A 13,602-nucleotide genomic window follows, 5' to 3' on the forward strand; every position below is an offset into this window, starting at 1 on the left:
GGACGCTTCCTTTGTACTCACCCGCAGAACACTCTCTGGGGCTTTCCTCCGGGCTTTTCCCTTCGGTCTTGCGTTTCCGACTCTATCAGACTCTTTCGTGTCCGATTCCCGGTCGAAGCGGCCCCCTGCGGAGCAGGAGAATTTTTACTGCGCTTTCCAGTTCCTCGCTTTCGCGATTCCCTTTCCGGCGGCTCCAACCTTACCAGACTCTTTTCGTTCCGTTTCCGGTCCGAATTTGAATTCAGGTGGCCGTTGGAATGGCCTTGCCTTTCGGCGTGCCCGCTACATTAACCGATTTCCTTGGCGACTCATAATCGAGTCGATGGGGTTCGAATTACGGCATACCGAATTCGCACCCGCCAGGGTGAGTCGTAGGTAGTGGTTGGCCGCTCCCGGATGCTCGGGGCGGTCGGGTGGACCGTACCGATGGCAGTACCCGTTTCAAGCGGCTCGGGCTACATTAGGCGGCCCCCAAGGGCGAGTCAAGTTGCTCGGCGACGTGGCACATGGGCTCTGTAGGGGCTCACTGTGGGGTCTCCGTCGATCCAGAAGCGCCACGGATGTGTGGCTCCGTCGCCGCCCACTCCGGTGCGCGGACCGTTGCGTACCTGGCCGCGGGGTGGTGGGGTGCCGTGCAGTACCGACAGCAGGGCGCCCGGGTGGGCGATGGCATCGGTGCCGTTCAGGCCGCGATCGACGTCGAGGGCAGTGGCCAGTCGGGCTGGACCTTTGGCCAGTTCCTTGTCATTACGGGCCGAGATTCGACGTTTGCGGGTGAGGTCGGCGCCGATCTGGATGTCGCCGGCACGGAGCAGGACGCCGCTGGCCCGTCCCTCCGGGCCGCACACCAGGTTGAGGCAGTGCCACATGCCGTACGTGAAGTAAACGTACGCGTGGCCTGGTGGTCCGTACATGACGCTGTTGCGCGGGGTGCGGCCTCTGAACGCATGTGATCCGGGGTCTCTCTCGCCGGCGTAGGCCTCGACCTCGGTGAGGCGGAGTTCGATGGGGCCGTCGGGGGTGGCGCGTACCAGGGTCCGGCCCAGGAGGTCGGGTGCCACGTCCAGTACGGGGCGGTCGAAGAAGTCGCGTGTCAGTGGCGTACGGTCCAGGCCCTCGCTCATGGCGTTGGAGGTTACCGGGAACCGAATACGGTCGTTGCACGTATCTAGGGGTCAGGACCAAGGAGGAGTAAAAATGGGCTTCAAGCGGCTGCTCGCGAGCATGGGTGCCGGCGGTGCTTCGGTGGAGACCGAGCTGACCGAACTCAATGTCGTACCGGGTGGGGTCGTCCAGGGAGAGGTGCGGATCCAGGGCGGATCCGTGGCTCAGCAGATCGAGGGGCTCTCCGTCGGTCTGCAGGCCCGGGTCGAGGTCGAGGGCCACGACACGGAGAGCAAGCAGGACATTGAGTTCACCAAGCTTCGGCTCGGTGGCGCGTTCGAGGTGCAGGCCGGTGCCGTGCACGTCGTACCGTTCGGGCTCGAAATTCCGTGGGAGACGCCGATCACGATGTTCGCCGGTCAGCATCTGCGCGGCATGAACATCGGCGTGACCACGGAGCTGGCGATCGCACGGGCGCTGGACTCGGGCGACCTGGACCCGATCAATGTGCACCCGCTCCCGGCCCAGCAGGCCATTCTCGACGCCTTCGGGCAGCTCGGCTTCGGCTTCCGCAGCGCGGACATGGAGCGCGGCCACATTCGCGGTACGCGCCAGCGGCTGCCGTTCTACCAGGAGATCGAGTTCTTCCCGCCGCAGCAGTACCGCGGGCTCAACCAGGTGGAGCTGACGTTCGTCGCGGACGGCCAAGAGATGGACGTCGTCCTGGAGATGGACAAGAAGCCGGGGCTCTTCAGCGAGGGCAGCGACTCGTACCGCGCGTTCAAGGTCGGGCTGAACGACTTCCAGGGGACCGACTGGGCGGCGTACCTCAATCAGTGGCTCGCCCAGGTCGGCGGTCGGCGCAACTGGCTCTAGGGTCGGTGGGAGATCTGCTGACAGCAGTAGAGCGATCAGGAGAGGTGCTGACGTGACCGAGCCGAAGAGGGCGCCGCTGCCGCACGACTTCCATCCCGAGGTGCCGTCGTTCACGGTGGTGAGCGACGATCTCGCGCCCGGGGCTGTGCTGGCGGACGCCCAGGTGTTCGCCGCTGGGAACACTTCGCCGCAGCTGCGGTGGGAAGGGTTCCCGGATCGGACCAAGAGTTTCGCCGTGACCTGCTTCGATCCCGATGCTCCTACAGGCAGCGGATTCTGGCACTGGGTGCTCTTCGACATCCCTGCGTCGGTCACGGAGCTGCCGGCCGGTGCGGGCAGCGGGAAGTTCGAGGGGCTGCCGGCCGGTGCCGTACAGGTCCGTAACGACTACGGATCGAAGGACTTCGGCGGTGCCGCGCCACCGGCCGGTGAGAACCACCGCTACGTCTTCACTGTGTACGCGGTGGACAGCGAGAAGCTGGGTGTCGGCAGCGATGTGTCGCCCGCGGTCGTCGGATTCAATCTGCGGTTTCACACGCTGGGCCGTGCTCAGCTGATCGGCCAGTACACGGGTCCCGCCTGAGGCGTGCTTCGAAAGTAGCGTCGTCCGCCCGCAGGGCGGGGCCAGACGCCCCCGGCCAGACGGGACTTTCGAAGCACCTCTGGTACACCAAGAGTTCCCCCGCCGTTTGCCCTGCCCTGGTCCTGGAGAGATCAGGGCAGGGCATTTTTTTATTGCGTTGTCCATCACGGCCTGCCCAGCCAGAGTTGATCCGGGCCTGCCAGGGGGTGGGCGGCACACGGGAGGTGGACGAGATGCGGGACACGCTGGTTTTGAACGCGAGCTTCGAGCCGCTGTCGACGGTGACGCTGAACCGTGCGGTGGTGCTGATTCTGCAGGACAAGGCTGTCGTCGAGCAGTCGCACCCCGATCTCCGTATGCGTGGCGCCGCCGTGGACATTCCTGTTCCCCGGGTGATCAGGCTCTGCCGGTACGTACGGGTGCCCTTCCGAAGACAGGCTCCATGGTCCCGAAGGGGCGTACTGATACGGGACCAGCACCGGTGCGCGTACTGCGGGCGGCGGGCGAGCACCGTCGACCATGTGGTGCCGCGCGCCCAGGGCGGTCAGGACACCTGGCTGAACACGGTGGCGTCCTGCGCCGAGGACAACCACCGCAAGGCGGCCCGGACGCCGGAGCAAGCGGGGATGCCGCTGCTGCGGCAGCCGTTCGTACCGTCGCCGGCGGAGGCGATGCTGCTGGCCCTGGGGGCCGGTGAGCGGTCGGCGCTGCCGGAGTGGCTGGACCGCACCGCGGCGTAGTCGACGTCCGCATATTGTCGTATCGGATGCCTGTCTTCTCGGAAGGCGGGCATTCGTATGTCAGCGGAGCAGCAACTGGGCGATGGCGACCGTGCCGACCACGACGATGAATATGCGCAGGACAGTGGGGCTGAGGCGGCGGCCGATCCTGGCGCCGATCTGGCCGCCGAGTGCGGAGCCGACGGCGATCAGTACGACGGCCGTCCAGTCGAAGTCCGCGACGAAGAGGAAGAAGAGCGCGGCGATGCTGTTGACGACGGCGGCCAGGACGTTCTTGACGGCGTTGAGGCGCTGCATCGTGTCGTCGAGCAGCATGCCCATCAGGGAGAGGTAGATGATCCCCTGGGCGGCGGTGAAGTAGCCGCCGTAGACGCTGGCGAGCATCAGTCCGACGAAGAGGAGCGGGCCGCCGTCGTGACGGCCGGGGGTGCCGGTGTGTTCGCGTCGGCGCTGGACGGCTTTGCTGATGCTGGGTTGCAGGACGACCAGGATGAGGGCCAGGGCCACCAGGATCGGCACGATCATCTCGAAGGCCGTGGAGGGCAGGGCCAGCAGGAGGCTGGCGCCGGTGAGGCCGCCGATCAGGGCGCCGACGGCAAGCTTGAGGACGCGGCGAGCCTGTCCTGCGAGTTCCTTGCGGTAGCCGATGGCGCCGCTGATGGAACCGGGGATCAGGCCGAGGGCGTTGGAGACGGTGGCGGTGACCGGGGGCAGGCCGGTGGCGAGCAGCACGGGGAAGGTGATCAGCGTTCCCGATCCGACGATCGTGTTGATCGTGCCGGCGCTGATGCCCGCGATGAAGACGGCGAGCATCTCCCAGGTGGTCATGGCGAATCCCTCGTGCATGATCGGTGCGTGGTGCACTGATCATGCACGACGGCGTGTACGCGTCAGTCGACCGGGGGTTGCTCTCGGCGCTCCTTGCCGGTGGTGTCGAATCCGGGGGCACCGTTGCCGAGGTTGCCGAAGGCGCCGCTGAGGCCCTTGAGGGCGTCGCCGATCTCGCTGGGCACGATCCAGAGCTTGTTGGCGTCGCCCTCGGCGATCTTCGGGAGCATCTGGAGGTACTGGTACGAGAGGAGCTTCTGGTCCGGGTCGCCCGCGTGGATGGACTCGAAGACCGTGCGGATGGCCTGGGCCTCGCCCTCGGCGCGCAGGGCCGAGGCCTTGGCCTCACCTTCGGCGCGCAGGATCGCGGACTGCTTCTCGCCCTCGGCGGTGAGGATGGCGGACTGCCGAGTTCCTTCAGCCTGGAGAATCGCGGCGCGCTTGTCGCGGTCGGCGCGCATCTGCTTCTCCATCGAGTCCTGGATGGAGGTGGGCGGTTCGATCGCCTTGAGCTCGACGCGGTTGACGCGGATGCCCCACTTGCCAGTGGCCTCGTCGAGGACTCCGCGGAGGGCGGCATTGATCTCCTCGCGGGAGGTCAGGGTCCGCTCCAGGTCCATGCCACCGATGATGTTGCGAAGGGTGGTGACGGTGAGCTGCTCGATCGCCTGGATGTAGCTGGCGACTTCGTAGGTCGCGGCCCTCGCGTCGGTCACCTGGTAGTAGATGACGGTGTCGATGTTGACGACCAGGTTGTCCTGGGTGATCACCGGCTGGGGCGGGAACGGTACGACCTGTTCACGGAGGTCGATGCGGTTCCTGATGGTGTCGATGAATGGAACGACGATGTTCAGGCCTGCGTTGAGCGTGCGGGTGTAGCGGCCGAAGCGCTCCACGATGGCGGCGCTGGCCTGCGGGATGACCTGGATCGTCTTGATCAGGGCGATGAAGACGAGCACCACCAGGATGATCAGGACGATGATGATCGGTTGCATCGTGTTCCTCGTTGCCCTTCGGTTGCCGACTGATCGCGATGATCGAGGTCGAGATCGCGGGAGGGGCCGTACACCTCGACGGCCCCGATCTTATGATGATCGACATCGAGTCTGACAGAACGCGCTCTGTTGTGTGGGTAGTTCGGTCACATGACGACTGCCGTAGCTCCGTCGATGTCGACGACATCGACCTGTTGGCCCGGATCGAAGCTCTGGTCCTCGTCGAGTGCGCGGGCGGACCAGATCTCTCCGGCCAGCTTGATCCGGCCGCCGGCGCCATCGACCCTTTCCAGGACGACGGCCTGACGGCCTTTCAGCGCATCCATGCCAGTGGCGAGTTGGGGCCGGTCGCCACGGTGTCTGGCGGCGATAGGGCGGACCACGGCAACGAGGGCCACGGAGACCGCGACGAATACCAGCACTTGGGCCACGATGCCGCCGCCGAGTGCCGCGACGACTGCCGCAACCACTGCTCCGACGGCGAACATGCCGAACTCGGGCATCGCAGTCAGGACGAGCGGGATGCCCAGTCCCACCGCGCCGATCAGCCACCACACCCACGCATCGATGTCCACGTGGTCATGGTAGGACTGCGGGTGCCCTCGCGGACAGGGCGCCGGGCGACTGCGCCGTTTTGTCCGGAGACTGTCGTCCGGCTGCGCCTACGAGAGCGGCAGTCCGTGGGCCGTGTAGCGGTTGCCGTTGCGCTCGACGACGAGCGGCAGGCCGAAGCAGAGGGAGAGGTTGCGGGAGCTGAGCTCGGTCTCCATGGGGCCCGCGGCGAGCACCTTGCCCTGGCGGATCATCAGGACGTGGGTGAAGCCGGGGGCGATCTCCTCGACATGGTGGGTGACCATGATCATGGAGGGGGCGTACGGGTCGCGGGCCAGTCGGCCGAGGCGGCGGACCAGGTCCTCGCGGCCACCGAGGTCGAGACCCGCGGCAGGCTCGTCGAGGAGCAGCAGCTCGGGGTCGATCATCATGGCGCGGGCGATCAGGGTGCGCTTGCGCTCGCCCTCGGACAGGGTGCCGAACCTGCGGTCGAGGCACTCGGTCATGCCGAGCCGGTCGAGGAAGGCTCGGGCGCGCTCCTCGTCGACGGCTTCGTAGTTCTCGTGCCAGGTGGCGGTCATACCGTAGGCGGCGGTGAGCACCGTCTGCAGAACGGTCTGGCGCCTGGGCAGCTTCTCGGCCATGGCGATGCCTGCGATACCGATGCGGGGGCGGAGCTCGAAGACATCGGTGCCGACGCCGCCGAGCTGCTCGCCAAGGATCTTGGCGGTGCCTGTGGTCGGGAAGAGGTAGCTGGAAGCGATGTTGAGAAGGGTGGTCTTGCCGGCGCCGTTCGGGCCGAGGATGACCCAGCGCTCCCCTTCCTTGACCTGCCAGGAGACGTCGTCCACCAGAGCACGTCCGTCGCGGACCACGGATACGTCCACCAGCTCCAGTACTTCGCTCATGGCGCGTTGTCTCCCCATGCAGTGTCGAGATCGTCGCGTGCCTGTGGGCACAGCTCCCAGGGAAATCTACGCCACCGCAGGAGAGCCCCAGGCGCTGGGCCCGTGTGACGACAGGCCCCGGGTTCGTTCCTTAGGCTGTTCCCATGCTTTCGGAACCACGCTCAGGGCTGCTGACCGCTTGGGGAAACGCACTTCTGGCCGGGCTTGTGTCGCCGGACGACGCGGTGCTCGCCATCGTCGGGGAGGACGCGGTGCACCGCGTCGAGGGACTGCCGGGTGAGACGGGGCCGGTCGGGCTCACGCTGGCGCTCGGGCGGTTGCGGAGTCTGGGGGTGACCGGTTTCCGGGTCGCACTGCCGGCGCCCGGGCATCCGCTGGGGCTGAGCGGTCCGCCGGACTTCAATGCGCGGGCGTTGGAGGCCGAGGAGGCGGTGGTCGCGTTCGGTGCGCCGTACGGGCTGGTTCCCGAGGTGCATGAGGTGGGGCCGGACGGGGATCTGCACGTCGAGGTGGTGTGGTGTTGTCTGCCGGTGCGGGAGGCGCCGCCGGCCGATGTGCCGTCGCTGGGTGAGGCGGAGCGGGAGCTCGCAGAGGTGTTGCGGGATGCGACGGCGGTGCTGTCGCGGTTGGATGTGGCCGGTTCCGGGCCGGTGGCGGAGGCGGCGGTGGATGCGTACCGGGCGCGGGCGGAGCGGGGGCGCGAGGCGCTGGCTCCGGGGTATCCGCCGCGGGCGGTACGGGTGCTGGAGCTGGCGCAGCGGGTCGGGCTGTTGATCTCGGTGGCGTCCGAGAACGGGCACGGCGGGGCGGTGAGCGCGTCGGAGATCGCGGCTCGGGGGGAGGCACTGAGGCCGGTGGAGCGGGTGGCTCGGCGGGCGCAGGTTGCCGCGTACAACGCGTATGTGGAGGAGCGGGAGCGGTAGGCCTTGGACGGCCGGGCGGGGGCGGCTGTTACTTGGGGCCGTCCGGGGCCGTTTTGTCCTCGATCCCCTCCGTAGCCTTGGGCCGACCGGCACATTGCACCGGGATGTGCACACCCGGTCAGCCCGCCGCCCCATGCCGGACGGCCCAGAGGGCCGCCTGGGTTCGGTCCGAGAGATCCAGCTTCATCAGAATGTTCGAGACGTGCGTCTTGACGGTCTTCTCGGAGAGGACCAGTGTTCGCGCGATCTCGCGGTTGGACCGGCCGTCAGCGATCAGGCCCAGTACTTCCCGCTCCCGTTCGGTGAGGGTGCTGCCCCGGCCCGTACCGTTGCCCGTGTCGTCTTGGGCGAGCAGGGCTCCCGCGACCTCCGGCTGAAGGAGGACGTGGCCCGCGTACACCGAGCGGATGGCGCCGGCCAGGGCGTCCGGGTCGACGTCCTTGTATACGTATCCGGAGGCTCCGGCTCGCATGGCGGGGACCACGGTGCGCTGCTCGGTGAAGCTGGTGACGATGAGGACCTTGGCCGGGTTCTCCAGCCCGCGGAGCCTGCGCAGGGCCTCGATCCCGTCGGTGCCGGGCATCTTGATGTCCATCAGGACGACGTCGGGGCGGAGCTCCTCGGTCCTGGCCACCCCCTCGGCGCCGTCGGATGCCTCGCCGACCACTTCTATGTCGTCCTGAATCTCCAGGAAGGTACGCAGACCGCGGCGGACCACCTGGTGGTCGTCGACCAGCAGCACCCTGATGATCTTGTCAGCCACCGGGGACCTCCATCTCGATCGTGGTGCCCTTGCCGGGCGCCGATTCAACGGTGAGCCTTCCTCCGACACCGCTTGCGCGGTCCCGCATCGATACCAGGCCCAGGTGGCGGCCTGCCTGCCGGGTCGCCATGGGTTCGAAGCCGCTGCCGTCGTCGGTGATCCGCAGCAGCGTGCCGCTGCCGTGCCGGGCCAGGGTGACGTCGACGTGCTCGGCGCCCGAGTGGCGCAGTGCGTTGTGCAGGGCCTCCTGGGAGACTCTGAGCAGCGCTTCTTCCTGGGCGGCGGGCAGGGCACGTACGCCCAGGCTCTCGAAGGTGACACGGGCCGTGTGCGCGCGGTCCAGGACCTGGATCTGGGTACGGAGTGTGGCGATGAGGCCGTCCTCGTCGAGCGCTGCCGGGCGCAGTTCGATGACGGCGGCGCGCAGTTCGTCCACGGCTTCCGCGGCGAGCGCGGCAACCTGGTGGAGTTCTTCCTTGGCGCGGGCCGGGTCGCGGTCGACCAGGGCAGTGGCGGCCTGAGCCGTCAGCCGCAGCGAGAACAGCTTCTGGCTGACCGCGTCGTGCAGCTCATGGGCGAGCCGGGAACGCTCCTCGGCGATGGTGAGCTCGCGACTGCGTTCGTACAGCCGGGCGTTGGTGAGGGCGATCGCCGCATGCTGCGCGAGGATCGACAGCAGTTCCTCGTCCTCGGCGGTGAAGCCGCAACCGCCCTCGGGTTTGGGGCAGCGCTTGTTGGCGAGGAAGAGTGCGCCGATGATCTCGTCGCCGTCCCTGATGGGCAGGCCGAGGAAGTCGGACATGTCGGGGTGGGCGGCGGGCCAGCCCTCGAAGCGGGGGTCCTTGCGGACATCGGCGAGACGCTCGGGCTTCGCCTCGTGGAGCATCGCGGCGAGGATGCCGTGCTGCCGGGGCAGGGGACCGATGGCCTTCCACTGCTCGTCGCTCATGCCGTCGACGACGAACTGGGCGAAGCCGCCGTGGTCGTCCGGGACGCCCAGGGCGGCGTACTCGGCGTCCAGCAGCCGGCGGGCCGAGGCGACGATCGTCTTCAGGACATCACGCACTTCGAGATGCCGGCTCATGGCGAGCAGTGCGGCGCTCACCGCTGCGAGGCCCGACTGTGGGCGATGGCTCATGGCCTCACCGTACCGGCGGGGCAGGGAGGCCGTATCGGCCTGTGGACGGTGCTGATCGGGACGCAGGGACTAGGACCGATCCAGGTCCTGTCGGTACCGGTCCAGGTCCTGTCGCCTGGGCCGGAGTGCCTTGTCCTGGTGCGGCTCGAGGGAGTTCGGCGGCGTCCATCCACTCCTCCCCGAGACGAAACCTCACACTCCGAATTGCTTAAGCAACGGCTTGTGAGTTTGCTACTCGGTCGATGTGAGGCCGAGCACAGGACCCACGTCACTTACGAAGCCGGCTAGTGGGCACACAGGCGCCGCATTGGTGGGTATGAGCGCGGGCCGTCACGTTCGAGCGCGGCCGCAATCCACTACCCGGGGTCGTACGTCACACCTTTGCCACAGAATTTTGCTGGCGCTAAGAATTGCACTCGTCCCCGACGGAGATGCGAAACCGCTTCCCGTCTTCGTCCTCCGTGAGGACTCCCGCCATTCGAAGAGGTATGCCTGCATGTCCGTGTCCAGCATCCCCGGCCGCCGTCGTCGCCTGAACAAGACTCAGAAGCTCTCCGTCGCGGGTATCTCCGCCATCGCCGTCGCCTCGCTCTCGCTCTCGCTCGTCCCCGCCAATGCCGAAGACAAGCCCGAGTCGCAGACCAACGCGTCCGCCACCCCCGTGGTCCTCTCATCGGTCGCCGGTACTCCGCAGGCCAAGGCCATGCAGGCCAGCATCATCGAACAGCACTCCACCGCCGAGAATCTGGTGAAGGCCGCCGACCGCGCCAGGGCCGAAGAGGCCGCCGCCGTCCAGGCCAAGGCCCGGGCTCAGGCCGCCGCGAAGGCCAAGGCCGCCGCCGAGGCCGAGGCCCGCGCCGAGGCGAAGGCCCGTGCCGAGGCCGAGGCCGCCGCCGAGCGCACCGAGACGCGGCCCGCCGGCCGCTCCGAGGTCCGCACCCCGGTCTACGCCAACAACCTGGACGGCTGGATCAAGCAGGCGCTGGACATCATGGATGCCTACGGCATCCCCGGCTCGTACGACGGTCTGCACCGCAACATCATGCGGGAGTCCAGCGGCAACCCGAACGCGATCAACGGCTGGGACATCAACGCCCAGAACGGCATTCCGTCCAAGGGCCTGCTGCAGGTCATCCCGCCGACGTTCGACGCGTACCACGTCCCCGGCACCTCGACGAACATCTACGACCCGGTCGCCAACATCACCGCCGCGGCCAACTACGCCGCCGACCGTTACGGCTCGATCGACAACGTCAACAGCGCGTACTGATCGGCTCCGGACACCCTCGGGCGACCCGGGCATACGCCGAAGGGCGGCACCCATGGGTGCCGCCCTTCGGTGTTCCGTGCCGGTGCCCGCGCCTACTTGCGCATGACCTCCGGCTCGTGGCGGCGCAGCAGTCGCGCGACCACTATGCCGCAGATGATTCCGAGGAGCAGCAGCACCGAGATGTCGATCGCCCACTGACTGGCCGAGTGCTCCCACAGCGGGTCCAGGTCGGTCGGGTTCTTCGGGTCCCACGGCGCCATGAGGTGCGAGAGGTCGAGCGTCGTGCCCGCGCCGGCGATGGCCCAGCGGGACGGCATCAGCCAGGCGAACTGCTCCAGGCCGGGCGTTCCGTACACCTGGAAGAGGATGCCGGTGAAGACGACCTGGACGATCGCGAACATGACCAGCAGCGGCATGGTCTTCTCGGCGGTCTTCACCAGCGAGGAGATCACCAGGCCGAACATCATCGAGGTGAAGCCGAGCACGATGATCGTCAGGCAGAGCTCGACGGCCGGCGGCATGATCAGGCCCTCTGCGGGCAGCTCACGGGTGGCGAAACCGATGCTGCAGATGATGACGCCCTGGATGGCCGTGATCACGCCGAGGACGATCACCTTGGACATCAGGTAGGCGGAGCGGGACAGACCGGTGGCCCGTTCCCGTTCGTAGATGACGCGTTCCTTGATCAGTTCTCGTACGGAGTTGGCCGCGCCGGAGAAGCACATGCCGACCGCGAGAATCAGCATGATCGTTCCGGCGGCTCCGTTGAACCGGGACGGCGGCTGCGGCGGGGCCAGGCCGAAGTCGGCCGGAATGACCACGCTGACGATGCCGAGCACGGCGGGCAGGATCACCATCAGGCCCATGAAGCCCTTGTCGGACGCGATCACCGAGACGTAGCGGCGCATCAGCGTCCACAGCTGGGCCGTCCAGCTCTGCGGCTTCGGCTGGCGCATCTGCTGCGGGGGTGACATGGGTACGGACTGCGCGGCGACGGCGTCGATGTCCGCGGCGTACATCTGGTAGTGCTGCGATCCGCGCCAGCGGTCCGCCCAGTCGTAGTCGCGGTAGTTCTCGAACGCGGAGAAGACGTCGGCCCAGGTGGTGTAGCCGAAGAAGTTGAGCGCTTCCTCCGGCGGGCCGAAGTAGGCGACGGAACCGCCCGGCGCCATGACGAGCAGCTTGTCGCAGATCGCCAGCTCGGCGACGGAGTGCGTGACGACGAGGACCGTACGGCCGTCGTCGGCCAGGCCGCGCAGCAACTGCATGACATCGCGGTCCATGCCCGGGTCGAGGCCGGAGGTCGGCTCGTCCAGGAAGATCAGCGATGGCTTGGTGAGCAGCTCCAGGGCCACGGAGACGCGCTTGCGCTGGCCGCCGGAGAGCGAGGTGACCTTCTTGTCCTTGTGGATGTCGAGCTTGAGCTCGGCGAGGACTTCGAGGATCCGGGCCTGACGCTCGGCCTCGGTGGTGTCCGCGGGGAAGCGGAGCTTGGCCGCGTACTTGAGGGCCTTGGTGACCGTGAGTTCCTTGTGCAGGATGTCGTCCTGCGGGACCAGACCGATGCGCTGGCGCAACTCGGCGAACTGCTTGTACAGGTTCCGGTTGTCGTAGAGGACATCGCCCTGGTTGGCGGGCCGGTAGCCGGTGAGCGCCTTGAGCAGGGTGGACTTGCCAGAGCCGGACGGGCCGATGACCGCGATGAGCGACTTCTCCGGGACGCCGAAGGAGACGTCCTTGAGGATCTGCTTCCCGCCGTCGACCGTCACCGTGAGGTGGCGGGCGGAGAAGGAGACCTCACCGGTGTCGACGAACTCCTCGAGCCGGTCGCCGACCAGGCGGAAGGTCGAGTGACCGACGCCGACGATGTCGTTCGGGCCGATGAGCGCGGAGCCGGACTTGGAGAGCGGCTGACCGTTGACGTAGGTGCCGTTGTGGGATCCGAGGTCACGGATCTCGAAGCGGCCGTCGGGCGTCGCGTGGAACTCGGCGTGGTGGCGGGAGACCTGGAGGTCGGAGACGACCAGTTCGTTCTCGAGCGCACGACCGATGCGCATGACGCGGTCGAGGGCCAGCTGGTGGAAAGTGGTCGGGCTGCGGTCGCCGTGCACCGGCGGGGCCCCTGCGACACCGCCGGGCGGCCCGCCTGCGACGGGCGTCTTCGCCATGCCCTGCTGGTGCGGGACCTGAGGCTGTTGGGGTTGCGCGGGCTGCTGTTGCGGCTGGACCTGAGGGGCCTGCTGCCGGCCCTGCTGCGGCTGTTGCGGAACGGGTGCCTGCTGGCCGGGCCAGTGGGCACCACCCTGCTGGGGCTGCTGAACAGGGGCCTGCTTCGCACCCGCGCCCTGCCCGCTGTACACATCGGCACCTGCTGCGGCGCCGATGCTCAGCCGCGGTCCGTCAGTGGCATTGCCCAGGTGTACGGCGGAGCCGGGCCCGATCTCCAGCTGCCGGATCCGCCGGCCCTGCACGTAGGTGCCATTGGTGCTGCCGTGGTCCTCGATGAACCAACTGTGGCCGCCCCAGCTGATCGTGGCATGCCGCCACGACACCCTGGCGTCGTCGAGCGTCAGGTCGCCCTGCGGATCGCGCCCAAGGGTGTACGACCTGGACGGATCGAGCGTCCAGGTCCTGCCATTCAATTCCAGTACGAGTTCCGGCACTCCGCGCCCCACTAGTTGTCCCCCGAGTTACCCCCATCACAGGGATGCCTAGGGATGCTGAACATCGTGGGGAACTATTCCAGGAGCAGCATCCGATACGAAAGTCGGGCAGGGTGAAGACCCCCTGAAACTATCGCCGTTGCGCCGTCGGATCAGGAGAAACGGGCTGGGGGAGCGGCAAGTCCCGTGAGCGCGTACGAGCGCGTGCGGACGGTGAGCGAACAGGCCGCCCCGGGACCATCCCGGTCACACCTCGCGT

The 13,602-nt window shown here is 67.6% G+C and carries 13 protein-coding genes; 5 read left to right on the forward strand and 8 right to left on the reverse strand.

Going from position 1 to position 13,602, the window contains the following annotated elements; translation table 11 throughout:
• Positions 1 to 482: 482 nt before the first annotated feature.
• The gene (locus ABT115_RS00005; RefSeq protein ID WP_351781911.1) at positions 483 to 1,124 is read right to left on the reverse strand and encodes a DNA-3-methyladenine glycosylase; all 642 of its coding nucleotides are present in this window, start codon (positions 1,122 to 1,124) and stop codon (positions 483 to 485) included.
• 73 nt (positions 1,125 to 1,197) lie between these two features.
• Between ABT115_RS00005 and ABT115_RS00010 the strand changes: the two genes are divergently transcribed.
• The 3 genes from ABT115_RS00010 to ABT115_RS00020 all read left to right on the forward strand — a co-directional run bounded on the left by ABT115_RS00010 (position 1,198) and on the right by ABT115_RS00020 (position 3,303).
• A complete protein-coding gene (locus ABT115_RS00010; protein WP_351781914.1) occupies positions 1,198 to 1,980 on the forward strand; it encodes a sporulation protein in 783 nt (260 codons plus the stop codon).
• 52 nt (positions 1,981 to 2,032) lie between these two features.
• Positions 2,033 to 2,563 carry a YbhB/YbcL family Raf kinase inhibitor-like protein gene (locus ABT115_RS00015; protein WP_351781917.1) on the forward strand — a complete coding sequence of 177 codons (531 nt, stop codon included), beginning with the start codon at positions 2,033 to 2,035 and terminating at the stop codon, positions 2,561 to 2,563.
• A 233-nt stretch (positions 2,564 to 2,796) separates the two neighbouring features.
• On the forward strand, positions 2,797 to 3,303 hold the full coding sequence (locus ABT115_RS00020) for an HNH endonuclease (protein ID WP_093895792.1): 507 nt from the start codon (positions 2,797 to 2,799) through the stop codon (positions 3,301 to 3,303).
• Positions 3,304 to 3,363: 60 nt separating this feature from the next.
• Here ABT115_RS00020 and ABT115_RS00025 read toward each other — a convergent pair whose 3' ends face one another.
• The 4 genes from ABT115_RS00025 to ABT115_RS00040 all read right to left on the reverse strand — a co-directional run bounded on the left by ABT115_RS00025 (position 3,364) and on the right by ABT115_RS00040 (position 6,586).
• Complete coding sequence (locus ABT115_RS00025; RefSeq protein WP_351782991.1) at positions 3,364 to 4,131, reverse strand: sulfite exporter TauE/SafE family protein; 768 nt, start codon at positions 4,129 to 4,131, stop codon at positions 3,364 to 3,366.
• Between the two features lie 62 nt (positions 4,132 to 4,193).
• Complete coding sequence (locus ABT115_RS00030; RefSeq protein WP_351781920.1) at positions 4,194 to 5,126, reverse strand: SPFH domain-containing protein; 933 nt, start codon at positions 5,124 to 5,126, stop codon at positions 4,194 to 4,196.
• A 146-nt stretch (positions 5,127 to 5,272) separates the two neighbouring features.
• Positions 5,273 to 5,701: an NfeD family protein gene (locus ABT115_RS00035; protein WP_351781923.1), complete on the reverse strand. Its 429-nt coding sequence runs from the start codon at positions 5,699 to 5,701 to the stop codon at positions 5,273 to 5,275.
• 87 nt (positions 5,702 to 5,788) lie between these two features.
• Complete coding sequence (locus ABT115_RS00040; RefSeq protein WP_351781926.1) at positions 5,789 to 6,586, reverse strand: ABC transporter ATP-binding protein; 798 nt, start codon at positions 6,584 to 6,586, stop codon at positions 5,789 to 5,791.
• A 143-nt stretch (positions 6,587 to 6,729) separates the two neighbouring features.
• Here ABT115_RS00040 and ABT115_RS00045 point away from each other — a divergent pair, with 143 nt between their 5' ends.
• Positions 6,730 to 7,509, forward strand: coding sequence for an Rv1486c family protein (locus ABT115_RS00045; RefSeq protein WP_351781929.1), 780 nt, complete (start codon positions 6,730 to 6,732; stop codon positions 7,507 to 7,509).
• 118 nt (positions 7,510 to 7,627) lie between these two features.
• On the opposite strand, the gene ABT115_RS00050 is transcribed toward ABT115_RS00045, so the two are convergent.
• Both ABT115_RS00050 and ABT115_RS00055 read right to left on the reverse strand, forming a co-directional pair.
• Complete coding sequence (locus ABT115_RS00050; protein WP_351781931.1) at positions 7,628 to 8,272, reverse strand: response regulator; 645 nt, start codon at positions 8,270 to 8,272, stop codon at positions 7,628 to 7,630.
• Positions 8,265 to 9,410, reverse strand: a complete 1,146-nt coding sequence (locus ABT115_RS00055) for a GAF domain-containing sensor histidine kinase (protein WP_351781934.1) — start codon at positions 9,408 to 9,410, stop codon at positions 8,265 to 8,267. Before ABT115_RS00055 ends, ABT115_RS00050 begins: the two co-directional genes overlap by 8 nt.
• A gap of 496 nt (positions 9,411 to 9,906) precedes the next feature.
• On the opposite strand from ABT115_RS00055, the gene ABT115_RS00060 reads away from it, so the two are divergent.
• Positions 9,907 to 10,680, forward strand: coding sequence for a transglycosylase SLT domain-containing protein (locus ABT115_RS00060; RefSeq protein ID WP_351781937.1), 774 nt, complete (start codon positions 9,907 to 9,909; stop codon positions 10,678 to 10,680).
• Positions 10,681 to 10,772: 92 nt separating this feature from the next.
• Here ABT115_RS00060 and ABT115_RS00065 read toward each other — a convergent pair whose 3' ends face one another.
• Positions 10,773 to 13,355 (reverse strand): ABC transporter ATP-binding protein/permease, encoded by a 2,583-nt coding sequence (locus ABT115_RS00065; RefSeq protein ID WP_351781940.1) that lies wholly within the window; start codon positions 13,353 to 13,355, stop codon positions 10,773 to 10,775.
• Between the last annotated feature and the right edge of the window lie 247 nt (positions 13,356 to 13,602).

Source organism: Streptomyces sp. NPDC001832, from assembly GCF_040297265.1.
GTDB lineage: Bacteria > Actinomycetota > Actinomycetes > Streptomycetales > Streptomycetaceae > Streptomyces.

What these genes read in the sequence shown, in the direction of transcription:
- ABT115_RS00005 (WP_351781911.1), bottom strand. Translation starts at nt 1,124, where the DNA reads ATGAGCGAGGGCCTGGACCGTACGCCACTGACACGCGACTTCTTCGAC.
- ABT115_RS00010 (WP_351781914.1), top strand. Translation starts at nt 1,198, where the DNA reads ATGGGCTTCAAGCGGCTGCTCGCGAGCATGGGTGCCGGCGGTGCTTCG.
- ABT115_RS00020 (WP_093895792.1), top strand. Translation starts at nt 2,797, where the DNA reads ATGCGGGACACGCTGGTTTTGAACGCGAGCTTCGAGCCGCTGTCGACG.
- ABT115_RS00025 (WP_351782991.1), bottom strand. Translation starts at nt 4,131, where the DNA reads ATGACCACCTGGGAGATGCTCGCCGTCTTCATCGCGGGCATCAGCGCC.
- ABT115_RS00030 (WP_351781920.1), bottom strand. Translation starts at nt 5,126, where the DNA reads ATGCAACCGATCATCATCGTCCTGATCATCCTGGTGGTGCTCGTCTTC.
- ABT115_RS00040 (WP_351781926.1), bottom strand. Translation starts at nt 6,586, where the DNA reads ATGAGCGAAGTACTGGAGCTGGTGGACGTATCCGTGGTCCGCGACGGA.
- ABT115_RS00045 (WP_351781929.1), top strand. Translation starts at nt 6,730, where the DNA reads ATGCTTTCGGAACCACGCTCAGGGCTGCTGACCGCTTGGGGAAACGCA.
- ABT115_RS00055 (WP_351781934.1), bottom strand. Translation starts at nt 9,410, where the DNA reads ATGAGCCATCGCCCACAGTCGGGCCTCGCAGCGGTGAGCGCCGCACTG.
- ABT115_RS00060 (WP_351781937.1), top strand. Translation starts at nt 9,907, where the DNA reads ATGTCCGTGTCCAGCATCCCCGGCCGCCGTCGTCGCCTGAACAAGACT.